Source organism: Paenibacillus riograndensis SBR5, assembly GCF_000981585.1.
Taxonomy (GTDB): Bacteria; Bacillota; Bacilli; order Paenibacillales; family Paenibacillaceae; genus Paenibacillus_AQ; species Paenibacillus_AQ riograndensis.
Genome location: NZ_LN831776.1, coordinates 86,536 through 110,735, shown reverse-complemented (window position 1 = coordinate 110,735; position 24,200 = coordinate 86,536). Strand labels below are relative to the sequence as shown.

The window sequence follows — 24,200 nt, the reverse complement described above, 5'->3', positions numbered from 1 at the left end:
ACTACTTGGGCCGGCATAATGAAACGCCAACCTTTTCGGGGAAGTCCTCCAGCTGTTATGAATATCCAGGCCCTTCCTTCCCCATAATGAGAATTGACAAGCCAAACTAATCAAAGGAGCCTGATGTCATGCCGCGCGAACCTGTTGCCCCTCCGAAACCCAAACACCGCCTCCGCCGGCTGTCCCGGCTGCTGGCTGTAATGGGTGTGCTTTATGTACTGGCGGCTGGCGGGCTGCTCGGATACCTCTACCATAAGGATCTCCCGCCGATCGCTGATGATATCCGCTCCAAGCTGCTTGATTCCCGCGGAAATGTGCTAACCACCTTCACTACGGATGGCCGCAGCCGGGAGCCCGTAACACTTAATCAGATTTCACCGCTGCTCATACAGGCTACGCTTGCGGTGGAGGACCGCAAATTCTACAAACACTCCGGCTTTGATGTCAAGGGCATGGGCCGGGCTGTGCTTGCCAATCTGGAGTCAGGCGACCGCACACAAGGGGCCAGCACTCTAACCCAGCAGCTTGCGCGCAATCTCTACCTCTCCCATGAGAAGACCTGGACCCGCAAGGCAAAGGAAGCCCTGTATACGATGCAGCTTGAGATGAAATACAGCAAAGACGAAATTCTGAATATGTATCTGAACCAAATTTATTATGGCCACGGCGCCTACGGCATTGAAGCAGCCTCACAGATGTATTTTGGCAAGGCGGCGGCTGACCTTGATCTGGCGGAGAGTGCAATCCTTGCCGGTATCCCTAAAGGACCGACCTACTATTCCCCCTATACTCATATGGACAATGCCAAGAAACGGCAGCGGATTATATTAGCCGCCATGACAGAAGTGGGTGATATTACCGAAGCTCAGGCAACAGCAGCCAGGCTGGAAACCCTAAGCTTCAAGCCGCAGGGAGAAAAGAATACCCTTGCTGCTGCGCCTTATTTCCGCGACTATGTCCGCAGTCTGGCCACCGACACCCTGCATATCAGCAGCGAAGAGCTGGATCAGGGGGGGCTGAATGTATATACAACGCTAGATCCCGATATGCAGCAGGCGGCCGAAGACGCTGTAGAGAAGGGAATGGACCCCTCCGGCGATCTGGAGACTGCGCTTGTATCCATTGACCCCCGTACCGGCTATATCAAAGCCATGGTCGGGGGCAAAAACTACCGCACCAACCAGTTCAACCATGCACTGGCCACTACCCGTCAGCCCGGGTCTTCCTTTAAACCCATCATGTATTTAACCGCGCTGTCCTCCAAGAGCATGACGGGACTGTCCGTCTTCAACAGCCAGCCGACACTGTTCCACTATGATAATGACCGCAAGACCTATCAGCCCAAAAATTTCGGGGACAAGTATCTGGGGGAAATCAACATGCGCCAGGCAATTGCCGCCTCCGACAATATTTATGCGGTGAACACGATTATGAAAGTAGGCGCGGACAAGGTGGCAGACATGGCGGCAAAGATGGGCATAGACAGTCCCCTGCAGACCGTACCATCGCTGGCTCTGGGCACATCGCCGGTGAGTCCGCTGGAAATGGCGTCTGCATTCGCCGTTATCGGCGGAGGCGGAGTAAAGCTTCCGGTCACGGCAATCCTGAAAATTACCGATGCGAATGGAAAGCTTCTATATGAAGCCCCGCAGACGCAGGGCGAGAAGGTTGTAGAGCCGGCGGCGGCGTATGTGCTGACCCGGCTGATGGAAGGAGTATTTGAGAGCGGCGGGACAGGCAATCGCGTTGCCTCCATGATCAAGCGTCCTGTTGCCGGGAAAACCGGGACTACCGACACCGACGGCTGGATGGTAGGCTTCACGCCCGAGCTGTCCACAGCCGTCTGGGTCGGCTATGACAAAGGGCGGGATATTGCCACTGCCGATGGACGGCGCGCTGCCCCGATCTTTGCCCAGTTTACGGAAAAAGCGCTGGAAAACGTTCCGCCGAAAATTTTCCCGATTCCTGACGGAGTGGTCAGCGTATATGTCAATCCGCAATCCGGCAAGCTGGCTACGGCGGCCTGTCCCGAGAAAGTGCTGGAAACCTTCATCAGCGGCACGGAACCCAAGGAATACTGCGATCAGCACGGTGCAGGCGGTGCCGTAAGTCCTCCTGACGGAAGCGGGGAGCCTCCGGCGGAGGACATCAAAGAAGAGCATTCACTGTGGAAGGATATCAAACGCTGGTGGCTGAATTAATCCGGGTTGCTTCACTGCGGCTCATGCGATACGATGGGACCAATCGACCGGGAGGATAGGGATGAAGGTTCCGGGACCCGGGTTGTGAGGTGCCATTACTCGATGAATTTGAAGAATAACTCTGACGGCAGAGAAGGTCCACCGTCCAGAAATTTGCTGTCCCCTGATCTATATAAGCTCACAGCGCTCCAGGCCGGACCGCTTCTTCTGGGACAGCATCTCGTCCGGCGGACCGAGGACGGAGAGATCCGCTGCCGGATTGTGGAGACAGAAAGCTATGGCGGCGCAGAAGATAAAGGCAGCCACGCCTACGGCGGACGCCGCACAGCCCGTACCGAGGTCATGTTCAGCGCTGGAGGAACAGCCTATGTGTATCTCATTTACGGTATGTACCATTGCGTTAATGTTGTAACTGCCGCCGAACATGATCCTCATGCTGTACTGATTCGCGCGGTAGAGCCGCTTACCAGTACAGACGCTGCGCGGATGGCGGCTTACCGCGGCATCACGGTCAAGAAGCCCTCCAGCCTGTCCGGCGGGCCGGGCAAGCTGTGCCGGGCGCTGCGTATTGACAAAAGCCTGAACGGATGCCGGCTGGATGACCCGCTTGGACCGCTGTGGCTTGAGCAGGGAGATTCGCCGGAACACCTGGATATTGCCGCAGCACCGAGAATCAACATTCCTTATGCCGAAGAGTATGCTCCGCTTCCCTGGCGTTTCTATCTCAGAGGGAATCCTTATGTCTCTGTTATTGATAAACAGGCGGAGCCCTTTTCCCTCAGCTAAAAGTTAGGTGATGCTGTTTCGGCGGCTCAAAAATGGGTTAAAAACAAACGAACCCTAACTCATCTCTCCTTTGGGACTTCCCAAATGGAGAGATTTTTAAATTCAGGGGAATATTTTTCCTGAATTTAGCAAAAAACTCTATATATGAATGCGCTTTCCCCGTTCTCATAACTTACAATTACTGCTATAATCATAAATATCCACAAAAAATAAAAAGATGTAAATGAGGGACATGGGATGAAGGATACAGGCATGATCCGGAGTTTAGACAGTCTTGGCAGAATTGTGGTTCCCGTAGAAATCCGCATGACACGAAATATTGACATTGGGGATCCTATCGAGTTTTTCATTTTGGATGAAGAAATCATCGTACTCAGAAAGTACACCTCAACTGAATGCACGTTCTGCAGAAGCCTCGATCATGTCAGCTACTATAAGGACCAGTTCATTTGCAACAGCTGTCTGAAAGAGCTCGGCAATCCAGACCGGACGGCCGATGAGGCCGTTCAGCTGCAAAGTCCCGCAGAGATTACTCCTGAACCCGGCCGCGGGGGGCGGCGGAGCAAAACAGAGGAAATGAGTCAACGCTTGGAGAAGGCCATAGAAGATCACCCCTATGCTAATCAGAAGGAGCTTGCCGAGGTTCTTGGCATCAGTCAGGCCCGGGTAAGCCAGCTCAAGCGCAAGCTTAACCTGCTCAGCAGATCATAAACTGTATACCCGCACCCTGCAGTTTTATACAACATACAAACAGCCAAGCTCTCCTGAAGGGAGGAGCTTGGCTGTTTATGTGATGCAGACTCAATAGTCTTATGCCATACAATGGCGGGTTATCGCTTATTCTGACAGCGCAGCTTTGAGTTCAGCGGTGGAAGCATCCCACCACTCCGCATTATGGGCAATCAGCAATGCCTTCAATGCAGCCTTGTCCGCTGCACCAAGCCCCTCCAGAATCACTCTCCGCTTCAGGGCAGAATCGAGCTTGTTCACATGATCGGCAAGAATCTTCCAGCCTCTGCGGGCTTCGGTGTCAATCCACATCTCGCAGGCTGTGACTCCGCCATAGGACTGGCCTTCAGGCGTACGGTCTACAGCTACCCATACCACCCACACCTGTCTTCCGTTCGGAACATCTTCACGGTTCGGACTGAATTTAATGCCCTTCTCCACTTTGCTCTTGGCATGCATGGCACCGATATCGATAACGGCTTCACCGCCGTCAATAATGACCGGCGATACATTGTTCAAATCGATGGAGCCTGCGCCGAATCCCTTATGCTTGCTTTTGGCATTCACGATATTCAGAGCCATCGGTTTTTTGCCCTCTGGTTGGTTGTTATCCACAAGTGCACATCCTTCCTTCTCACTAATAATTTAATTTTAGCTAATAATGCGGCGAATGCAAACATATACATCCCGTAGATGCTTGTCACGGGAGGAATCACAGTATGAAGCCATTGTCATTTAGGTACACCCTCATCTTTGCGGCCCTGGCCACCCTCGCCCTTCTGGGAGGTGGAATCTGGGCTCTTTCAGGGCATAACCCGGCCGTTCAGACTGCGGCTGCTCCCAAAGAGGCCAAGTCCCCCGCAGCCGTACAGATCAAAGCACCACAGCCCGTTCTCCCTGAGAGCAGGCCGCTCCCCGTATCGGAGGCCCTAAGCCAGCGGGTGACCGAATATCATCTTGAAGCGCAGCTGCTCCCCTCAACGGGGTCGCTGACGGCTTCAGAGACGGTCACCTGGACCCACCCCGGCCGAAAACCGGTACAAGACCTCTACTTCCACTTGTATCCGAATGCCTTTGCCTCCAAAGATACCACCTTCATGAAGGAATCCGGGGGAAAGCTCCGCGGGGATACCATGCCTGCAAATGGCTATGGCAGCATGACCCTGACGGATTTGCGGACCAGTGACGGCATCTCGCTCATGCAGCGGCTGCAGTATGTACAACCTGATGATGGCAACGTGCATGACAAAACACTGGTCAAGGTGCATCTCCCGCAGCCGGTCAATGGGGGAGAAAGCGTCACACTGAAGCTGAAATTTACAGTAGCACTGCCCAAAATATTCGCGCGTATGGGGGTCTCAGGTAACTTTATAATGGCTGGACAATGGTTCCCCAAAATTAGTGTCTATGAGCCAGCCGGCACCCGGGGCGTGAAGCAGGAAGGCTGGAATCTGCATCAGTACCACGGCACCTCCGAATTCTACAGCGATTTCGGGATCTATAATGTTACCCTTTCTGTACCCTCCAATTACACCGTGGCGGCAACCGGCTTTCCGGTGAAGACCGCCAAATTGAAGCAGGGCCAGAAAATCTACAAGTTCTATGCCGATGATGTCCATGACTTCGCCTGGGCTGCCTCCCCCGACTTCCTGGTTGCAGAGGAGGCCTTCTCGTCATCGGAGGTGCCCGGGGTAAGGATCAAGCTCTACCTGGACCCGCTGCATAAGGACTTGCAGGAACGGTATTTCCAGGCTGCCAAAGCTGCCCTGAACACATTCAGCAAATGGTATGGTCCTTATCCGTACTCCACACTTTCTATCGTGGTCCCGCCCAAAGAGGGAAGCGGTGCAGGCGGGATGGAGTACCCCACACTGGTAACCGCCTCCAGTGCATCTGAAAATGTGCCGGGAACCCAGCTGGAGCGGACCATTATCCATGAAATCGGGCATCAGTTTTTTTACGGCATGGTGGCCAGCAATGAATTTGAAGAGGCCTGGCTCGATGAGAGCTTCACCTCCTACGCGGAAGACCGGCTAATGGAGCAGGAATACGGGGTGGCGTCCAACCTCCCGCTTCAGGCCAGTCTGGTGCCCTCCGCACAGCCGCTTACACTGGAAACTTGGAAATACACCGGAGATGATGCCTATACCCGCAACATCTACATTAGGGGCAAGCTGGTGCTGAAAGACATTGAACATCAGGTCGGAACCAAAACGATGGATGCCATCTTGGCCGCTTATGCCCGCAAATACCGTTTCCGTCACCCGTCAACTGCGGACTTCCAGAGGACGGTGGAAAAGGTGACTAAAAAATCATGGCAAACGTATTTCGATCATTATGTATACAGTGGCGGCGCTCCTGATTTTGCTATAAATCATATTGCAAATACTATCAGCAAAGCAGGGGCGGACAACGAAGACTCCCGCTATGAATCTTCAGTTAACGTAAGCAATAAAGGCAGCTGGTACGGGGATGTGCCGGTAAAGTTTACCTTCTCTGACGGATATACCGTTCAAAGATATTGGAATGGGGAAAGCAAGCAAACGACATTTCAGCTGTCCTACAAAGCGCCGCTCCTGTCGGCAGAGATTGATCCGGAGCACTCCGTTCTTCTGGAAAGCAAGCATCTGAACAATTTCAGACTCGCCGAACTGGAGCCTGATACGCTCTCACGCTGGACGCTCAGCATGACCAACCTGATTGAAAATCTGCTCGGCACTCTTGTCTGGTGAGGTGAAGGATTGTGAAAAGATCGATAAGTTGCGGCTGGCACAGCATGAAAGAGCAATTATATATATTGATCCTGTTATTTATTTACCGGCTTTTCTGGGGCTATTTCATGTACAAGTTTGTCAAAAGCGCCGTGGTTCCCGTGCTTCTGCGCTACCCGGACCAGCATGCGGGAGGCAGCGGGCTGGGCAGACTGCTGTACTATGTGGAGGGGCAATTCGCTCTGGGTTCGGACCCGGCGGTTCAGCATTGGCTCTGGATGCTTCTGGCACTGAGCGCAGCAAGATTGCTGGTCTCCCCCTTCATCCGCGCAGGGCTGCTCCACGAGCTGCATCAGGAGCGCAAGGGCGAGCGCGGAATGTTCTTTTTTCCGGGCATGCGGCTGTATGGGCTTCCGGTGATGCTGTTCAGTCTTATAGAATGGGTGCTGGCAGCCCTGCCCTTGTACTGGCTTTTTCCCAAAATGTACAACCTGCTGCTAAGCGGCATTCTGGATTACAGACAGCTGCTGAAGCTGGTTCCTTACGTCCTGGCATGGCTTGTGTATCTGTTCTTCATCCGGAAGCTGTTGCTCTACATGCAGTTCGGGTATACAGCCGGTACAGGAATACTTCCATCCCTGCTGGTGTGCCTGAAGGTCATTGTTCCATCTGTGGGACTCTCCCTTGTGCTGGGAGCATGCGGGCTGGTGATGATGCTTATTTGCGGAGCAACCGCGCTGCTTAGTCCCGGATTGCCGGCCTTTCTGCTCCGCCAGTTCTCTCCGCTGCCCACTACACTGTTCAAAATGTGGGGAATCGCCGCCCAGTATCATCTCTGGCGCAGTAAAACATTTCCGTAATAATAGAGCCGCTTAACCGGCATAATAAAAGAGTCGCTACTCCTTACCGGGAGCGGGACTCTTTTTTTGGGTTACAAAGTGATAAAGAGTATTTGCAAAACTGTAAATCCTCTGGTACAATGATGCCTGTACTACTAGTAACAAATTTGTAATCTTTAAGTTACAGCTTATAAACCACATTTAACTTGAGCATTAAAGCTTGTCACACACGCTCTTCTGGTGCATATAACGCCAAATTCCCTGCACCGGGAAGCGGGGGAACCATATCTTGGGTGAATTGATCTCGCTTTAGAGGGGTCATAGGGGACCTTCTACCGAATCCTTAAGCTAACCTCGCAGGCCTTGGAAGGAGTACATCATTTGAAAAGTCAGAATTTCAAGAAGAAATGCACCGCAGCAGCACTTGGATTAGTGATGGTATTCACATTTGGAGCTGGCAGCGCTTTCGCCGACTCCAAAATGGACACAGTTATCGCCAAAACAATCGGAACGACCTATAAATTCGGGGGCACCAGCACCAGCGGTTTCGACTGCTCCGGATTCACGAGGTATGTATTCAAAAATGTCGGACTTACCCTGCCACGCACTTCCAAAGCTCAATTCAGCGTTGGCACCCCTGTATCCCGCAACAACTTGCGTTCAGGCGACCTCGTTTTCTTTAACACCTTTGGTTCGGGAGTTTCCCATGTCGGCATTTATGTCGGTAATGGCAAATTCGCGCAATCCTCCAGTTCACGCGGCGTTACGATAACTTCACTGAGCCAAGCCTACTGGGCCAACCGCTACGTTGGCGCCAAACGAGTGATGAGCACTACAGCGTACCAGGCTGTTGCCTACGATTGATAAACGTTATTCCCCTCAATATTACTGCCTCTAACAACTAAATGTAACTTATACGAACCCGGACTGATTATTGCCGTAATCATTTCCGGGTTTTTCCTTTTCCTTATTCTCCCTTTTACACGTTTTGGAGGTCTTTGAAACACCTTTTTGCTAAATATTCCAAAAAAATCTCCCATACAGCTTACGCAGCGCGTAAAATGGGCCCTCAAGAATAGATTTTTGTCTCGTCACACGGAAAAAATATGCATTATTATGCTTTAAATGATTGCCAAGAGCTTCTGTCTTTGTTACAATTACTGCAGTGAGTTGATAGTAACATTTTTGTAATTATTCAAAGTTAATTTACAAACTTTTTGTCATGTATTGATCCGCAAGCTAATCCTAATCAACAGTCGAGCCGAGTTCCTTAATCATTAGGGAAACGGGGGAACCGATTTTGGGTGAATTGACCTCCTATTCACAGAGGGGTCATAGGGGACCTTCAACCGAACCCTTAAGCTAACCTCGTAGGCAATTGGAAGGGGTATTTACTTTTGAAGAAGAAGCTGGCATCAGCCTTACTGAGCTTTTCCATTATCCTTACCATCGGAGCAGGAAGCGCTTTCGCAGACTCCAAAATGGATCAGGTTATCGACAAAGCCATCGGAACAAGATACGTATCCGGCGGAATATCGACTAACGGATTTGATTGCTCCGGGTTTACGATGTATGTTTTTGATAAAATCGGAATCAACCTTCCTCACCAGTCCGGGTCCCAATACCAAATGGGAACTGCTATATCGCGTGATAACATCAGACCGGGCGATCTCGTATTCTTCAATACAAGCGGCAACGGCGTATCCCATGTCGGCATTTATGTCGGTGAAGGCAAATTCGCACATGCATCTTCTAAACGCGGTGTAACCGTCAGCTCGTTGAATGACAGCTACTACGTCAACCGCTACGTTGGCGCCAAACGAATTATGAGCACAGATGCTTATCAGAATGTAGCTTCCGACTCCCAAGACAACGACGATGTGCAATAAACAGCACTTGTAATTCCAAAAGGCTCTTCTCCAGGATTTTTGCCGAAATTCTGGAGGGGGCTTTTTTTGCCTACAAGAAATATTTACCCTGCTCATGATCTGCCAAACACAAAAACCCCTAATTTTCGCTATTTTCCAAAATAATATTCCGCAATTGTCAAGGCTTCACTTCCTCTTAAAGTTTATTCGCTCCAAAAGGGTGGTTATGTATATAATTAAAGATATAACGCTTCACTTTGGATGGGAGGCCGATACCTGATGATTAGTTCCCCCGCAACCTTTTACAGTGTTCCTATGGATGTTGCCCACGCTGCCAAAATATGCCAATGGGTTTATAAGCCTCCGTATAATATTTACGGCTGGATGTCCTGGGAGCAGATGGAGGCTTTGGGCGTTGAGTTCGGTGATCCCCGGCTTCGAAGTGAGCAATATGTCTCGGTGGTGAACGGTCAGGGCACGCTCTGCGGCTTCGCGCAGTTCTTCCCAATGGAAGGCGTAGTCCGGCTTGGAGTCGGTATGCGGCCTGATCTGTGCGGACATGGCATGGGGCATCTGTTCATGAATGCTGTCGTCAAGGAGGCTCTGAAACGTTATCCGGACCGCGAAATTGATCTGGAGGTGCTGACGTGGAACCAACGGGCCATACGCGCTTATCAAAAAAGCGGATTTACCATTACAGATACCTATGAACGCCGGACTCCCACGGGCGATAAGCCTTTTTATTGTATGGTCTATGATAAATAGCACAAATCAGCCGATTATTTGTTACAAACCCTATGATAACGCTTTACCTTCTTGTATAATGTAGACAGCAGCTTACATGGAGGGGACGGATACAGATGCAGAAATGGATCATGAGCGGTTTATTTTTTGCCGCCTGTGCCTTTGCGGTAGTCTTAATGTTTACTTTGCCGGGCAAAGCCGAAGTCGCTGAGGAGAACAAGCCAACTATGCCGGAAGTACAGCTGGATGCGGCGGGGGCTGAGGCCACTGTGAAGGCTAATTGCATTACCTGCCATGGGGATCAGCTCCAGGGTGGTGTAGGACCCAGCCTGCAGCAGGAAGGCGGCAAGCATGATGCTGAGGAGATCTTTACCATTGTGACTAAGGGCCGCGGACAAATGCCTTCCTTCAAGGATAAGCTGGCCCCGGAGGAGATCGCTAATGTAGCCATGTGGCTTGCAGAGAAGAAGTAGCTTCACTTACACTTCACAGAAGAATGAGCACAAAATGCCCGTGCAAGGATGATGCTGATCCTATGCAGGGCATTTTTTATATAAGGGTTATAATGAACTCTCATTCGGACCGATTCGATCGGGCTTGGGTTAACGGTTCTTCTCAAAGGCCTCGTTAAATTCATGGGCCTGCCGGATATCCAACGTGGTAAGCCCCTCTTCTTCTGCCGCAGACAGGCGGAGAAAGACCGTTTTATAATCGACTGTAATATGCGGATGATGCTCGAATGCTTCCGATATGGCGGCCACCTCATCCACAAAAGCAATCCCCTTCATGTATTCATTGAACATGTATTTGCGCACCAGAGTATTCTGCTCCAGCTTCCATCCTTCCAGCTTGCTCACCTGCTCCCGCAGCTCCTCTTCCGTAAATTGCAATGTTCTTCCTCCCTTACTAAATTAACAGCAAAAGCCTTGCAGCTCTATTACCAGTGGCGTTGTTGCCTGAAACAAAACATCCCTCAGCTTATAGAAAGTCCAAGGGATGCGCCAGGATGAGGTTTTTTTGGTTTAATGTATTCACAAATCCCAGCAAATAGTACTCGGCTTCATCAATTTTACCACGTGGCGCAGGCTGCGGGCAAACCGCCCTCCGGCACCTGCCTGTCCCCTAGACCAGAAGGACTGAAGCCAGATCCTCTTCGCCAAGCAAAATATTGATCCGGTGTGTCTCCTTGTCATAGATCACAACTCCGCTGCCCACCTCGATCACCGGCTCATTGCCCAGGGCGTAGAACAGATCCTCAGCAAGTGCTTCCCAGACTTCCAGCTTCGACTCCTGAGGCAATCCCTGCCACTCATCAGGCTCCATTTCAAAAAATACATACCCGTCGGAAATTCTCCCTACCGCTTCCGTCAGCTCACTCAGAATTTCACTGTAATCCCTGCCGTGCTTCACACCCACATCAATCACTCCGTTTTCTCCACAGATGAATAATATCCTACCCTACTCATTATAGCCGAAAAAATGACTTCACAAAAAAGGGAATGCTGTCGATAAATAAGAATATACGTGATTGGTCAGGCAGATGCCCCACCGCTGTTCATGGATGATACACGCGGTACAGTCGGACCACTTCTTAATTCTCATGGACGAGGTGCATAAATGGAAATTTCAACAATAATCGGTTTGATTTTTGGTCTGGTTACAATAGTATGGGGGATGTTTCTTAAGGGTGCTCCACTGCATGCCTTAAATGCTCCCGCCGCTTATGTAATTATCCTCCTGGGTACAGCCGCATCCATATTCATGGCTTTCCCGTTCTCGGAAGTCAAAAAAATCCCTAAGCTGTTTAAGTTAATCTTTGTAAAGCAAAAAATGGTCAGCAAATCGGAACTCATTACCATGTTCATGGAGTGGGCTTCCATCACCCGCCGCGAAGGTCTGCTTGCCCTGGAATCCAAGGTCGATGAAATCGAGGATAACTTTCTCCGAAACGGCATGCGGATGATTATCGACGGTAACGATCAGGAATTTGTCCGGGATGTATTAATGGAAGATATTCACGCTACTGAAGATAGACATAAAGCCGGAGCGCTTATTTTCTCCCAAGCCGGCATGTACGCTCCAACGCTGGGGGTACTCGGGGCCGTTATCGGGCTGATTGCCGCACTATCGGATATGAGTGCCATGGAAAAACTGGCTCACGCTATCGGCGCAGCCTTCATCGCTACACTGGTCGGTATCTTTACAGGTTACGTGCTCTGGCATCCCATTTCGAATAAGCTGAAGCGGCTGTCCAAGCGGGAAATTGAGGTTAGGCTGATGATGGTGGAAGGATTGTTGTCCATTCAGTCCGGGGTATCCACAATCGCCATCAACCAGAAGCTGTCCGTCTTCCTCACTCCGTTGGAACGTGCAAAGCTGAGTGACAAGGAGGGGGCTTCCAGTGAGCAAAAAGACTAGACATGAGGAGCACGAAGAGCATGCCGACGAATCCTGGCTGCTGCCCTATTCTGACTTAATGACGCTGCTGGTTGCTCTGTTCCTCGTTATGTACGCCATGAGTGCAACAGATGCCAAAAAATTTGAAGAAATGGCACAGGCCTTCAGTTCGGCACTGAATGGCGGGTCTGGAGTGCTGGAATACCGGTCTGATGCCCCCACAAATACTCAGCTGGATCAGGGCAAAGAAGATAAAATGAACAGTGTCGTTGCTCCTAATACCGGCAAAGCCGATATCGCCAAGCTCCGCCAGAAGGAACAGGAGGAGCTCGAGAAGCTGAAGAAACAATTTGACCAGTATATTAAGAACAACGGTCTGACCGATTTGCTCAGCACCAAGCTGAATCAATCCCAGCTGACCATCACCATCAGCGATAACGCCTTGTTCTCCTCAGGACAAGCTGTAGTTAAGGATGAATCCCGTCAGCTGGCCAAATCCATCTCCACCATGCTGCAGCAATTTCCGAATTATGAAGTTCTGGTAGAGGGCCACACGGATAATATCCCAATCTCCAATAGCGAGTATCCCTCCAACTGGGATCTCAGTGTCGCCCGTGCGCTGCAATTCATGAAAATTCTGCTGCTGAACCCCTATCTGGACCCGGTTAAGTTCAGTCCTATCGGGTATGGGGAATATCATCCGGTCGCTGACAATTCTACGGCAGCCGGACGCGCGAAAAACCGGCGTGTGGAAGTCTCCATCCTTCGCAAATATCAGGACGTAACCGAAACTACACCAGTTACACCCAGCAATTAAAGATTTGGACAAAAATAAAGAGCTGCTCTGAAGCGTCTAAACGCTCCTCAGAACAGCTCTTTTTACGTTCATCTTATAGTGTCCGTTGACGCCGTTATTGCAGCTGATAGTTCAGCATAGCTCCCAGCTCCATCTTCTCCGGGGCAGTCAGCTCACGCCATTCCCCGGTCTGCAGGGAACCCAGGTGGATATTCATCACCCTGATGCGCTGCAGCCGCCGGACCTCATAACCAAAAGCAGCACACATGCGGCGGATCTGCCGGTTTTTGCCTTCCGTCAGAATAATCCGGAACACCCGCTCACTGATCCGAGTCACTTGACAGGGAAGCGTACGGCTGCCCAGGATCTTGACCCCGCTGGACATCCCCGTAACAAAGGATGGAGTAACCGGCCGATCCACAGTTACGATATATTCCTTCTCATGCTTGCCCTCAGCCCGTAATATCTTGTTAACAATATCCCCGTCATTGGTCAGCAGGATTAACCCCTCGGAATCTTTATCCAGTCTGCCGATGGGGAATATCCGCTCATGATGTCCGACAAAATCGACAATATTCCCCTGGATATGTGCTTCTGTCGTAGAAGTAATACCCACTGGCTTATTCAACGCGATGTAGACAACCTTGCTGCCCGTTTCAAGGCGTTTGCCGTCTATGCGCACATCATCACCCGGCTCAGCCTGGCTGCCAAGCACAGCACGCTCTCCGTTGATGGTGACTCTGCCGCCTTCCACCAGCTTATCTGCTTCACGCCGTGAGCAGAACCCTGTCTCACTGATGAATTTATTAATTCTCACTTCAATCTTCACTCCGTTCTTCGTTCATAGCCTGCCCGGGAGTATGCTCTCCGGCTTCGGGCAGTTTAATGGTAACCTGAGCACCGCTCCCGTATTCACTGTGTATTTCCAGGCTCCCCTTATGGGATTGGATAATCCGCTGGCTGACCATCAGTCCAAGGCCCGTTCCCGTCTCCTTGTTGGTAAAGAACGGCTCCCCTAACTTCGGCAGTATTTCCTCGGGAACCCCTTCACCCTCGTCGGAGATGACAATCACTACAGTACCGTCAATGATTTGTTGCTCCAGTATAATTGTGCCTCCGTCAGGCATGGCCTCAATTGCATTTTTGACAATGTTGATAAACACCTGCTTCAGCTGGTTTTCTTCACAGTGGACCGTTGCCGGCTGCTGGGAAAACCGGGCCTCGAATTCAATGCCGAACAGATGCGCCTGGCTGTCCAGAAGAGAGATCACATCACCCAGAATGAGCCGGACGTCCCTAAGCTGAAAATGCACGGCCTGCGGCTTGGCCAAGATCAAAAATTCACTCACGATCATGTTAATCCGCTCCAGCTCCGAGAGCATAAGTTCAATATGAAGCGGCACCAGAATCTGCTTCTCCTGTTGAAGCTGCAGAAATCCCCTCAGGGTGGTTAACGGGTTACGGATCTCATGGGCAACCCCGGCGGCAAGCTGGCCGACCGTAGTCAGCTTCTCAGAGCGTCTCAGCAGCTCCTCCATCCGGTTGCGCTCCGTCATATCACGCGAGACATGGACAAAAGACTGCGGATTGCCATCCTCGTCACGGATAACCGAGCTGCTGACGCTGACTTCCACGAGCGAGCCGTCGCGCTTCAGCCTGATGGTTTCCAGCGGCGGCAGAACCGCTCCGTTCTTCAGCTCCCTCAGTCTGGTTTCCTCCTGCTTCTGCGCCGTGGCAGGCACCAGGTATGGCGTCTTATCCGACACATCGTCCGCACTCCAGCCATACAGCTCTTCGAAAGCCCGGTTCGTACTGAGAATCCGTCCGTCCATGTCCATGGTATGAATGGCATCTGAAGTGCCGTTAATGACCGATTCCAGCCGTTCCTTGACGGCGCGGTTCTCTTCCAGCGTCTGTCCCAGCCGGTTGGTATGCTGCAGCAGATGGGAGGTCATGGCATTGATACGGTGTGCCAGCTGCCCCAGCTCATCACGGCTATCCACTTTAAGCGGAGGCTCAAATTTGCCCCGGGCCACATCGTTAACTTTTGCCAGGATATGCTGAATCGGCCGGGTAACAATACCCGCAAGGATATAGCTCGCCGCAAAAAAAACTACCAGCAGAATAATCGATGTAGTCACATTATTGATCAGCTGCTCTTTGATTACAGAGGAAATAACCGAATAATCCATAACTACACTGATGACGTAATCCTCCACGCCCGGCTGCGTAATAGGAATAAAGGTTTTCAGCACTCTTTTACCCAGCGCCTGCGTGTCCAGTGTCAGAGGGCTGCCGCTGCTAAGAGCTTCCATAACAGCCGTCTTGTCCTCTTCTACATTGCCATAAATGTATGTGCCATACTTAATCGCCCGGCTTCTCAGCTTCTGATTTGTAGGATCACTGCCATCCGGGAGCATAGTGGATACTCCAAAGGTTTTGGGATTGATCCCTGTGACCTCCAGAATGCCCGGATTAACCTCCTTGGACTGGCGGACAATCTCATCGGGATTCATAATCTTGACATAATCACTTACGGCGGTGCTGCGGATGTAAGGATCTATAATGTAATTGCTCTTTTGATCATAGTAGTATCCCCACTTCTCGATAAACTTCGGATTGGAGGTAGAATATTCAAAGGGCCCTGACCAAAAATGCTCAAAGCTCTGCCCCTGCTCAACGGAAACCTCCTGACCCGCAAACAGCTCCAAAAATGCCACGTACCAATAGCCCATACCTTTGGTAGACAGACCAATCTCACCGGGATCTGAGGATCTGGCTACAACCACATCATCCTCAGTCTTGACCAGGAGCGAAATATTAGACACTCCCAGTTTGTGGGCCAGCGCAACCAGTTGAGCGTCCTTCACATTCTTAATATCGGGATCAAGCTCTTTGGAAGCCAGAATAGCGGTCAATCTGAGGTTCTGGGCAATTTGATGCTGGACATAATTAGAGCTATAGCTGCTCTGCTCGACCGAAACGGCAATCTGTCTGGCGGCCATCTTCATATTCTTCACACTTTCATTGCGAAGGTTGCTCCGGGCGGCATGAAGATTAAGTGTTAGATTAAGCGCCAGAATTAAGAGCACCGATCCGAAAATGATTGCCGATAACTTAGTTTTTATGGACAAGCTGTATTTTCACCTCTTACCGCTGGTAAATCCTAGCGGAGCATTCAAACATTATCATACCTTTTGCCTCCCCATTTGAAAAGACATTTCACTCTCGCTGGCTGTTTCGGGAAATATTGAATTATGCAGACACTTTCTCTACAATGGATAAGAAACCATCCACAGGTTATACACATATAAACATTTTATCAGATTGCGATGTGCACAATTTTGTGTATAAGTCGAGCCTTATCCACAGAGTTGTACACAATTTGTTAAGAACGAATATTTGTTCGTTGCACAAGGGGCATTTACAGAAGGGAAGATGAGCTTGAACAGTATAAATGATGAACTGTCCTCTGAGGAATTGGCGGTTCATGAATATTGGATGAAAGAAGCAATTGCGGAGGCCCGCAAAGCGGAAGCTTTAGGCGAGGTTCCCATAGGAGCCGTAGTTGTCCGTGATGGAAAGATTATCGGCCGCGGCTATAACCTGCGGGAGACAACGATGGATTCCACCGCCCATGCGGAGATGGTTGCGATTCGTGAAGCCAGTGCCTTGCTTGGTTCGTGGCGTCTCCTGGATTGCCACCTGTACGTTACCTTGGAGCCCTGCCCTATGTGTGCAGGGGCCATGGTCCAGTCCAGAGTGCCGCTTACGGTCTTCGGCACCCCGGATCCCAAAGCCGGCTGTGCAGGCACACTCATGAATCTTCTGAAGGAACCGCGCTTTAATCACCGCACCGAGGTCATTCAAGGTATATTGCAGCAGGAATGCGCTGGACTGCTGACCACTTTTTTCCAGCAGCTGCGCAAGAAATCTTCAAAGTAAGGAGAACCCCCATGAATCAGAAGTTATATGACACGTCACATGGCATTTATATTTCTCTGCTCCAGGTCCAGGATGCTGATGTACTCCTCCGGCTGCGGCTGCGCAATAAAGAACATCATCAACCCTTTGAACCGCTGCGGGACGAGGACTACTTCACACTGGAGAGCCAGCAGCGGCTCATTGCTCAGCGTGTGGAGGACTCCCTGGAGGACCGGGGCTACATGTTCGGTATATTTTTACTTGATGGCATGCTGATTGGACAGATTACGATCTCTAATGTAGTACGTGGGGTTGGACAGTTTGCGGATATAGGCTATTTCATTGATTATGCGCTGCAGGGACAAGGATACACCAGCGCAGCCGTAGGCCTTATCCTGAAGTTCGCCTTCCGCTCCCTTGGCCTGCATAGAGTGCAAGCCGCCATTCTGCTTCATAATCACGGCTCCCGCCGGGTCTTGGAGAAGAACGGGTTCCTGGCTGAGGGCATAGCCCGCCGTTTTATTAAAATAAATGGACAATGGCAGGATCACCGCACTTACGCTATTCTCGCTGATGATGTCCGGCCACAGGAGTAATGACAAATTTCCCCGGTACAAGCTCTCCCCCTATTATGGATATCATAAAAAATCCCGCACAAGCGCGAAGACTTCGCACAGATGCGGGATTTTTGATTTCAAACTGCCTGCTTAGTAGGAGCTGCCGATGCTTCCAAATTCCTGCTGCAGCTCATCCATCGTAATAACATCGTCTCCCTGAGGAATGCCGATGGTGAAGGTCTGCTTTTCATTGATTTTACTGTATTGATTGCTGGCGGTTAAGGACAAGCTGACATTCTCGCCCTTGTCTGGATCGTTCACCTTAATGTCCATCAGAAGATCCTGATACACCGGAAAATCATCTTTGTTGATCGCTGTATTCAGATTGAATTTGTTGATGGTCAGATATTTGCCTAAATCGGCCAAGTCCTTATCGAATTCTGCGCGGGCATCACTGGAATTCAGCTCTTCTTTGAATTTAGCCATGTCGGCATCGTCAATTTTCAGAACATCCTTATATTCCGGTTTGCTCACGATATCGATAATCTTCGGCAAGGCATTATTTACAAGAATCGTAAGCGCCTCTTTGACGTTGTCATTGGTTACGTTGAACTGAACCACCTGATCTGCTTCCACACCCTCGGGCAAAGCGGCGTCCTTCGGCTTAATGTTCTTGAAGTATGTTGTATCATCATACTCGCCCATCAATGTGTTAAGCACCTCATTGGAGAGCTTCTGCATCTTCTGAGTATCAAGAGAACCAGGATTCCATTCGGTTCCTCCCTGCTCAGCCAGCTCCTTCAGATCAAGCTCTACAAACTTGCCGACCACTGTTTCCGGAAGCGGCAGGAATGGGATCGACGGTATTTTGAAATATACCTTCTCCTTAGTTATGACCATTGGAATCGTGAAGGACATCGTCATATCACCCTTCAGATTGAGTACCATCGTCATTTCGGTCTGCATTGGATCTGCCTGATAAACACCGTCAATAGTGATATCGGCGTTTTTCAGCATACTGAGCACCTGGGCTGTTGACCCATCCGACTCGCCGTTTGCCGGCGCATCTATAGCCAGATTATTAATCACCAGCTTACTCTTCATCTCATACGATTTCAGAGTGGTCGCTTTGATCGCAGCAGATTTCAGTGCCTCCTTAGGCGCTTGCTCCTTGTTGGCGCAGCCGGGTAAAATTACTGCAGCGGTTAGCAGCAGTGCGGCAGCGGACAACCCCCATTTTCTCTTCATTAAAAATCTCCTCTCCCATGTAAACTATTTCTTCCCTCCCTTATGATAAACCATTTGGCAATTTTGAGAAACATTTCTTTCTTAAAATCACTCTAAAAAAATCAGCCTTGACGGTTATGATGATCTACATGGTTAGCCTGCTTAACCTTTTTGGAGCCGGAAAGCGGTTCAGGTCCGGAGAACTTATGTTCCTTCCGGCGCTCCTGATGGTTATCTTCCGAACCTGGCGCAGGCATGCTTTTGGGTTTGCTCATTTGTAGGTTTGCCTCCTAGGGATTGGTCAGGTCTTGAAGCGCCTGGGCGCATTCATGAATCTGTCTGGTGTACCGCTGGGCCAAAAGCTGAACTGCATCGGAGCGTTCATCCGTCTGGCGTCCAGCTTCTTCGGCATCAATTAGACTTACTGCAACCTCACGGCTGTCGACATAAGTACAACGAAAGTCCAGGGAATACGCCTGACGTCCGGCAGCATTAAAATGAACCAGCAGACTGCTAGGGTCCGCTGCATCACCCTGTACGCTAAAGCTGTCTCCATCCTCCATTAAAGCAGGCAGACGCTCCTGCCAAGCAGACACCAGACTTTGCTGATCCAGCTGTAATTCTCGGTTCATCGTTATTATCAGCCTCCTTCCCTATTACATTGCGGAGAAAAGGAGGTTTTTATACTTGGCGGCACCGGTTCCCGGACCGCTCCTCCTCCTCCGTGAGGCAAGGACCCTTGCCCAGGGACCTCAATATATACTTTCTGAAGATGTAAAAAAGCCGCCTTCCAAGGAAGGCAGCTTCTATCTTCATGTATTGAATTCATTTCTGAAGGAATGGCGGAGAGGATGGGATTCGAACCCATGTGGGCTTGCACCCTAACGGTTTTCAAGACCGCCCCGTTATGACCGCTTCGGTACCTCTCCAATGCATCAAAATTTCACATGCATTAGAAAGTATACCACACAGAGCAAGCCTTCGCAAGTATAATTATTGAGCAGCCTTCGGACTGATCGCTTTCACATTCCGCATATACGGCTGCAGTACTGCAGGAATCAATACTGTACCGTCTTCCTGCTGATAATTCTCCAGAATAGCGGCTACCGTACGGCCAACAGCAAGTGCGGAGCCATTCAGTGTATGGACAAATTCCGGCTTAGCTTTAGGCTCCTTGCGGTACCGGATGTTAGCCCGTCTGGCCTGGAAGTCCTCTGTATTCGAGCAGGAGGAGATTTCACGGTACATACCGCTCTCTGGCAGCCACACCTCAAGATCGTACGTCTTAGCAGAAGTGAAGCCCATATCGCCCGTACAGAGGCCCAGTACGCGATATGGCAGTTCCAGGAGCTGCAGCACACGTTCAGCGTCCGCCGTCATCTTCTCCAGTTCCTCATATGAGGTTTCTGGTGTGGTGAGCTTCACCAGTTCCACCTTGTTGAACTGATGCTGGCGGATCAGCCCGCGTGTATCCCGGCCGGCCGAGCCTGCTTCAGAACGGAAACAAGAGCTGTAGGCCACATGATACTTCGGCAAATCTGCAGCCGTCAGAATTTCCTCCCGGTAGTAATTCGTCACTGGAACCTCAGCAGTAGGTATCAGATAATATTCGGTATCCCGCAGCTTGAAGAGATCCTCCTCGAACTTAGGAAGCTGGCCGGTACCGTATAGGCTGTCCTTATTAACAATATAAGGCGGCAGCATCTCCTCATAATTATGTTCCCCGCTGTGAAGATCCATCATGAAGTTGATCAGTGCACGTTCCAGACGCGCTCCAAGCCCCTTGTAAAAAGCAAAACGAGAGCCTGTGACCTTGGCAGCGGCTTCAAAGTCAATGATATCCAGCTGCTGTGCCAGCTCCCAATGCGACTTCGGTGTAAATCCAAACTCACGCGGCTGCGACCACCGGCGGATTTCCACATTCTCTTCCTCGGACTTGCCTACGGGCACCGATTCATGAGGGATATTAGGAATGTTCATGGTTAATTCCTCAATACGGGTCTCCAGCTCTCTTACTTCATCGTCCAGCTCTTTAATCCGGTCAGATACGGTGCGCATCTCAGCAATTAGATCATCCGCAGGCTCACCGTTCTTCTTCTTTTTCGCCACTTCACCAGATACAGTATTACGGCGGTTCTTCAGCCCCTCCGTTTCCTGCAGCAGCTCACGGCGGCGCAGATCCAGCTGGGGAAATCCGGCAATCAATTCAAGCGATTTACCTCTCTTATTCAATGCTTCTTCTACTCTGGCATAATCACTGCGCAATATCTTTACATCCAGCACAAAGTTTCCCTCCTGAAAACAGCCCAAACCCTTTCAATATGCTGTTCACAGCCTTGAAAGAGTCGGAATGTTCTTATATGCAGTTCTATTGATTGGCTGCTGCGCTATGCTCTACCATGTCAGCAAAGTATTGGTGCAGCCTATAATCATCTGTCAACTCCGGATGAAAAGAGGATACAAGCAAATTCCCCTGTCGGGCAGTCACAATCTCATCCTTATAGACCGTGAGTACATCCACATCCGGTCCAACCTCTGTAATGAGCGGCGCACGAATAAAGACAGCACGTACCGGCTCGTCGATCCCTTTGACATCCAGATCACATTCAAAACTTTCGCGCTGGCGTCCAAAGGCATTCCGGGCAACTGTAATGTCCATCAGCTCTAAATGTGCGGGCTCGCCGCCATCAATACGCTTAGCCAGTACGATCATTCCGGCGCATGTTCCAAAAACAGGCTTACCCCGGCCGGCAAAATCACGAATCGCCTCAATAAAGCCATATTTGCGCATGAGCTTGCCAATCGTCGTGCTCTCACCGCCCGGAATGATCAATCCCTCGATCTCTTCCAGCTGCTCTGCGCGTTTAATGGGCAGGCCTTGCGCCCCGGTCTTTTCTATACTAACAATATGCTCTGTTACTGCGCCTTGAAGCGCCAGCACCCCTATCTTCATCGGAACAACCTTCTCTCTACATTAACGGCCGCGCTCCGACATGCGTTCTGCCGGCGACAATGAGGCAATATCGATCCCCTTCATCGGGGTACCGAGGTTCTTGGATACTTCAGCAATCAATTTATAGTCCGTGAAGTGAGTAGTAGCCTCAACGATTGCACGGGCAAACTTCTCAGGATTATCGGATTTGAAAATACCGGAGCCCACAAAAACACCATCCGCTCCCAGATGCATCATCAAAGCAGCATCAGCCGGAGTTGCCACACCGCCTGCAGCAAAGTTAACTACCGGCAGTTTTCCCAATTCATGAACTTCAAGAAGCAAATCGTAGGGAACACCGAGAGTCTTGGCTTCATTATAGAGCTCGTCCAATGAAAGATTGGTTACTTTACGGATCTGGCTGTTAATATAGCGCATATGACGTACAGCCTCAACAATGTTGCCGGTTCCTGGCTCGCCTTTGGTACGGATCATGGATGCACCTTCATTAATGCGGCGTAGAGCTTCGCCCAGATCTTTGGCTCCACATACAAACGGAACAGTAAATTCACGCTTGTTAATATGGAACACTTCATCAGCGGGAGTCAGCACTTCACTCTCATCCAAATAATCCACACCGAGGGATTCCAGAACCTTCGCTTCTACATAATGTCCGATACGGGCTTTGGCCATCACGGGGATGCTTACTACCTTGATAACCTCTTCCACAATGGTAGGGTCGGCCATCCGGGCCACTCCGCCTGCTGCACGAATATCAGAAGGGACGCGTTCCAGAGCCATAACGGCTACTGCTCCCGCAGCCTCAGCAATTTTTGCCTGTTCTGCATTCATGACGTCCATAATGACGCCGCCTTTTTGCATTTCTGCCATGCCTCTTTTTACTCGCGATGTTCCTGTTTCCATGACCAAGCCTCCCGAATAAACTACTTAATTTAACATATCATTTTACCGCAAGACAGCTATATATACAATCTATTTACTCGGAATTCCTCCTGTAACGGTATGTTTCAGCCGTTAGAACAAGTTCTTAATTCCTTTAAACAGATCGCCAAAAAACTCTCCAATTGCTCTCATCAGCAGCTTGAACCAGCCTGCCTTCTCCGCTTCTTCAGCTGTAATCAGGTTAACGGTCTTCTCTTGAACTTGAGTAATACCTTCTACCTGGTAGGAGTAAGTCACTTTGCCCACCTTGCTGGCTCCGGCAATCGGTGCAACCAACGTTGCCGGATCATTGATGACCACAGCGGTTTTGATCTGTGGGGATGCAGTACCCTTAGGCACGATAAAAGTAACGCCGGCATCCGTCACAACAGGGACAGTTTTGTTTTTGCCTTTTAACACAGGAACGGTTTCGTTGCCTGCAATGACAGCCTTAGGCGCTACAACCTGCTTAACCTCAAAATTATTGAAGCCAAAATCAAGCACCTTCTTCGTTTCCGTGAACCGGTGCGGCTCCGAATCTGCCCCCATTACAACACTAATCAGCCGCATGCCATCCCGTACAGCAGTACCGGTGAAGCAGTTGCCAGCGTCATTAGTATGTCCAGTCTTCAAACCATCAAGCCCCGGATAAGCGTAAGCTTTGAAGTTGGTAACATTCTTGTTCGCTTCCAGCATCCAGTTATAGTTAATCATCGGCGCTTTATCGCGATCACGGAATTTGTAGGACTGAATGGTCGTAAAATCTGTGAAATCCGGATGGTCGGTGACAATATGTTTGGCGAGAATGGCCGCATCCATAGCGGACATTACCGTTTCACGATCTGTGTCAGGCTGGAACTTTGCAGGCATATCCGCCCGGTTCAAGCCGGTGGAATTGATGAAATAGGCCGTCTTCATTCCCATCTTCTGAGCAGTTTCGTTCATCATAGCAACGAACTCCTGCTCAGATCCGGCAACCTCTTCTGCCAAAGCTACCGTAGCATCATTTGCAGAGCCTACCGCCATGGCTATGTATAGCTCTTTGACTGTGTGTTCGTCACCTTGTGCCAGAAAAATACGCGAACCAATCTGCTTGGACGCATTCTCCTGTACCACGACTTTCTGATCCCATGATAACTGGCCTTTGTTAACGGCTTCGGTGACGAGGTACTCGGTCATCATTTTGGTCATGCTTGCCGGTGGCAGGGGCACATCTGCATTTAGCGACAAGAGCACCTCACCGGTGGTAGGCTCCAGCAGAACGGCAGATCTCAGTTTCAATCCCAACGACTCTACCGAAGGAATCTTGGCTGCAGTTGCTTTGGCCTTTGTTTTATTGGTAGCTGCTGTGCCTGATTCTGTGGTTGCCGGTGTCTTCACCGCATCAGCCAGCGCGGAATTTACGGGAGAAGCGAGGATATTTAAAAGCAGACCTACTGTCGCTGTCTTCATTACAAATTGCTTACCGCTGAATTTATGCTTGTACTTCAATGATTTACTCTCCTTTTGACCTCATATCGTTGCTTGTTCTATTCTAACACAGGGGT

25 protein-coding genes, 1 tRNA gene and 2 riboswitches are annotated in these 24,200 nt (G+C 50.3%); of the genes, 13 read left to right on the top strand and 13 right to left on the bottom strand.

What is annotated here, in order from left to right:
• Positions 1 to 128: 128 nt before the first annotated feature.
• The 3 genes from PRIO_RS00525 to PRIO_RS00515 all read left to right on the top strand — a co-directional run bounded on the left by PRIO_RS00525 (position 129) and on the right by PRIO_RS00515 (position 3,698).
• On the top strand, positions 129 to 2,201 hold the full coding sequence (locus PRIO_RS00525) for a transglycosylase domain-containing protein (RefSeq protein ID WP_020425646.1): 2,073 nt from the start codon (positions 129 to 131) through the stop codon (positions 2,199 to 2,201).
• A 102-nt stretch (positions 2,202 to 2,303) separates the two neighbouring features.
• Entirely contained in the window at positions 2,304 to 2,987 is a 684-nt protein-coding gene (locus tag PRIO_RS00520) for a DNA-3-methyladenine glycosylase (RefSeq protein WP_020425645.1), read from the top strand.
• A gap of 237 nt (positions 2,988 to 3,224) precedes the next feature.
• A complete protein-coding gene (locus tag PRIO_RS00515) occupies positions 3,225 to 3,698 on the top strand; it encodes an AbrB/MazE/SpoVT family DNA-binding domain-containing protein (protein WP_020425644.1) in 474 nt (157 codons plus the stop codon).
• Between the two features lie 126 nt (positions 3,699 to 3,824).
• Here PRIO_RS00515 and PRIO_RS00510 read toward each other — a convergent pair whose 3' ends face one another.
• Positions 3,825 to 4,331 carry a YwhD family protein gene (locus PRIO_RS00510; RefSeq protein ID WP_020425643.1) on the bottom strand — a complete coding sequence of 169 codons (507 nt, stop codon included), beginning with the start codon at positions 4,329 to 4,331 and terminating at the stop codon, positions 3,825 to 3,827.
• 104 nt (positions 4,332 to 4,435) lie between these two features.
• Between PRIO_RS00510 and PRIO_RS00505 the strand changes: the two genes are divergently transcribed.
• The 6 genes from PRIO_RS00505 to PRIO_RS00480 all read left to right on the top strand — a co-directional run bounded on the left by PRIO_RS00505 (position 4,436) and on the right by PRIO_RS00480 (position 10,351).
• Entirely contained in the window at positions 4,436 to 6,448 is a 2,013-nt protein-coding gene (locus PRIO_RS00505; RefSeq protein WP_020425642.1) for a M1 family metallopeptidase, read from the top strand.
• A gap of 44 nt (positions 6,449 to 6,492) precedes the next feature.
• A complete protein-coding gene (locus PRIO_RS00500) occupies positions 6,493 to 7,287 on the top strand; it encodes a hypothetical protein (protein WP_020425641.1) in 795 nt (264 codons plus the stop codon).
• A 219-nt stretch (positions 7,288 to 7,506) separates the two neighbouring features.
• Positions 7,507 to 7,644, top strand: a riboswitch (cyclic di-AMP (ydaO/yuaA leader).
• 57 nt (positions 7,645 to 7,701) lie between these two features.
• Positions 7,702 to 8,130, top strand: a complete 429-nt coding sequence (locus PRIO_RS00495; RefSeq protein ID WP_046506230.1) for a C40 family peptidase — start codon at positions 7,702 to 7,704, stop codon at positions 8,128 to 8,130.
• 385 nt (positions 8,131 to 8,515) lie between these two features.
• Positions 8,516 to 8,658, top strand: a riboswitch (cyclic di-AMP (ydaO/yuaA leader).
• A gap of 5 nt (positions 8,659 to 8,663) precedes the next feature.
• Entirely contained in the window at positions 8,664 to 9,155 is a 492-nt protein-coding gene (locus PRIO_RS00490; RefSeq protein ID WP_020425639.1) for a C40 family peptidase, read from the top strand.
• Between the two features lie 258 nt (positions 9,156 to 9,413).
• Complete coding sequence (locus PRIO_RS00485; RefSeq protein WP_020425637.1) at positions 9,414 to 9,899, top strand: GNAT family N-acetyltransferase; 486 nt, start codon at positions 9,414 to 9,416, stop codon at positions 9,897 to 9,899.
• A 95-nt stretch (positions 9,900 to 9,994) separates the two neighbouring features.
• Positions 9,995 to 10,351 carry a c-type cytochrome gene (locus PRIO_RS00480; protein ID WP_020425636.1) on the top strand — a complete coding sequence of 119 codons (357 nt, stop codon included), beginning with the start codon at positions 9,995 to 9,997 and terminating at the stop codon, positions 10,349 to 10,351.
• Between the two features lie 129 nt (positions 10,352 to 10,480).
• On the opposite strand, the gene PRIO_RS00475 is transcribed toward PRIO_RS00480, so the two are convergent.
• On the bottom strand, positions 10,481 to 10,768 hold the full coding sequence (locus PRIO_RS00475; protein ID WP_020425635.1) for a 4a-hydroxytetrahydrobiopterin dehydratase: 288 nt from the start codon (positions 10,766 to 10,768) through the stop codon (positions 10,481 to 10,483).
• 232 nt (positions 10,769 to 11,000) lie between these two features.
• Positions 11,001 to 11,294: a hypothetical protein gene (locus PRIO_RS00470; protein WP_039785052.1), complete on the bottom strand. Its 294-nt coding sequence runs from the start codon at positions 11,292 to 11,294 to the stop codon at positions 11,001 to 11,003.
• 201 nt (positions 11,295 to 11,495) lie between these two features.
• On the opposite strand from PRIO_RS00470, the gene motA reads away from it, so the two are divergent.
• Together motA and motB are read left to right on the top strand one after the other, a co-directional pair.
• The gene (motA, locus tag PRIO_RS00465; RefSeq protein WP_020425633.1) at positions 11,496 to 12,296 is read left to right on the top strand and encodes a flagellar motor stator protein MotA; all 801 of its coding nucleotides are present in this window, start codon (positions 11,496 to 11,498) and stop codon (positions 12,294 to 12,296) included.
• Entirely contained in the window at positions 12,280 to 13,092 is an 813-nt protein-coding gene (motB, locus tag PRIO_RS00460; protein WP_020425632.1) for a flagellar motor protein MotB, read from the top strand. Before motA ends, motB begins: the two co-directional genes overlap by 17 nt.
• Positions 13,093 to 13,186: 94 nt before the next feature.
• Here motB and rluF read toward each other — a convergent pair whose 3' ends face one another.
• Together rluF and PRIO_RS00450 are read right to left on the bottom strand one after the other, a co-directional pair.
• Entirely contained in the window at positions 13,187 to 13,888 is a 702-nt protein-coding gene (rluF, locus tag PRIO_RS00455) for a 23S rRNA pseudouridine(2604) synthase RluF (RefSeq protein WP_039785048.1), read from the bottom strand.
• A gap of 1 nt (position 13,889) precedes the next feature.
• Positions 13,890 to 16,205, bottom strand: coding sequence for an ATP-binding protein (locus tag PRIO_RS00450; protein ID WP_020425630.1), 2,316 nt, complete (start codon positions 16,203 to 16,205; stop codon positions 13,890 to 13,892).
• A gap of 304 nt (positions 16,206 to 16,509) precedes the next feature.
• On the opposite strand from PRIO_RS00450, the gene tadA reads away from it, so the two are divergent.
• Together tadA and PRIO_RS00440 are read left to right on the top strand one after the other, a co-directional pair.
• Positions 16,510 to 17,016, top strand: a complete 507-nt coding sequence (tadA, locus tag PRIO_RS00445; protein WP_020425629.1) for a tRNA adenosine(34) deaminase TadA — start codon at positions 16,510 to 16,512, stop codon at positions 17,014 to 17,016.
• Between the two features lie 11 nt (positions 17,017 to 17,027).
• Positions 17,028 to 17,591 carry a GNAT family N-acetyltransferase gene (locus PRIO_RS00440; protein ID WP_020425628.1) on the top strand — a complete coding sequence of 188 codons (564 nt, stop codon included), beginning with the start codon at positions 17,028 to 17,030 and terminating at the stop codon, positions 17,589 to 17,591.
• Positions 17,592 to 17,702: 111 nt separating this feature from the next.
• On the opposite strand, the gene PRIO_RS00435 is transcribed toward PRIO_RS00440, so the two are convergent.
• From PRIO_RS00435 to PRIO_RS00400, 8 genes are all read right to left on the bottom strand, one after another.
• Entirely contained in the window at positions 17,703 to 18,800 is a 1,098-nt protein-coding gene (locus tag PRIO_RS00435; protein ID WP_046500821.1) for a DUF6612 family protein, read from the bottom strand.
• A 101-nt stretch (positions 18,801 to 18,901) separates the two neighbouring features.
• Complete coding sequence (locus PRIO_RS00430) at positions 18,902 to 19,054, bottom strand: small acid-soluble spore protein P (RefSeq protein ID WP_020428195.1); 153 nt, start codon at positions 19,052 to 19,054, stop codon at positions 18,902 to 18,904.
• 15 nt (positions 19,055 to 19,069) lie between these two features.
• Entirely contained in the window at positions 19,070 to 19,411 is a 342-nt protein-coding gene (locus PRIO_RS00425) for a hypothetical protein (protein ID WP_020428196.1), read from the bottom strand.
• 208 nt (positions 19,412 to 19,619) lie between these two features.
• Positions 19,620 to 19,708, bottom strand: a tRNA-Ser gene (locus PRIO_RS00420).
• A 64-nt stretch (positions 19,709 to 19,772) separates the two neighbouring features.
• On the bottom strand, positions 19,773 to 21,062 hold the full coding sequence (gene serS / locus PRIO_RS00415) for a serine--tRNA ligase (protein WP_020426077.1): 1,290 nt from the start codon (positions 21,060 to 21,062) through the stop codon (positions 19,773 to 19,775).
• An 85-nt stretch (positions 21,063 to 21,147) separates the two neighbouring features.
• Positions 21,148 to 21,732, bottom strand: a complete 585-nt coding sequence (gene pdxT, locus PRIO_RS00410; protein WP_020426078.1) for a pyridoxal 5'-phosphate synthase glutaminase subunit PdxT — start codon at positions 21,730 to 21,732, stop codon at positions 21,148 to 21,150.
• A 21-nt stretch (positions 21,733 to 21,753) separates the two neighbouring features.
• The gene (pdxS, locus tag PRIO_RS00405; protein ID WP_039832652.1) at positions 21,754 to 22,635 is read right to left on the bottom strand and encodes a pyridoxal 5'-phosphate synthase lyase subunit PdxS; all 882 of its coding nucleotides are present in this window, start codon (positions 22,633 to 22,635) and stop codon (positions 21,754 to 21,756) included.
• Between the two features lie 111 nt (positions 22,636 to 22,746).
• Complete coding sequence (locus PRIO_RS00400) at positions 22,747 to 24,105, bottom strand: D-alanyl-D-alanine carboxypeptidase family protein (RefSeq protein WP_046506226.1); 1,359 nt, start codon at positions 24,103 to 24,105, stop codon at positions 22,747 to 22,749.
• Positions 24,106 to 24,200: the final 95 nt, after the last annotated feature.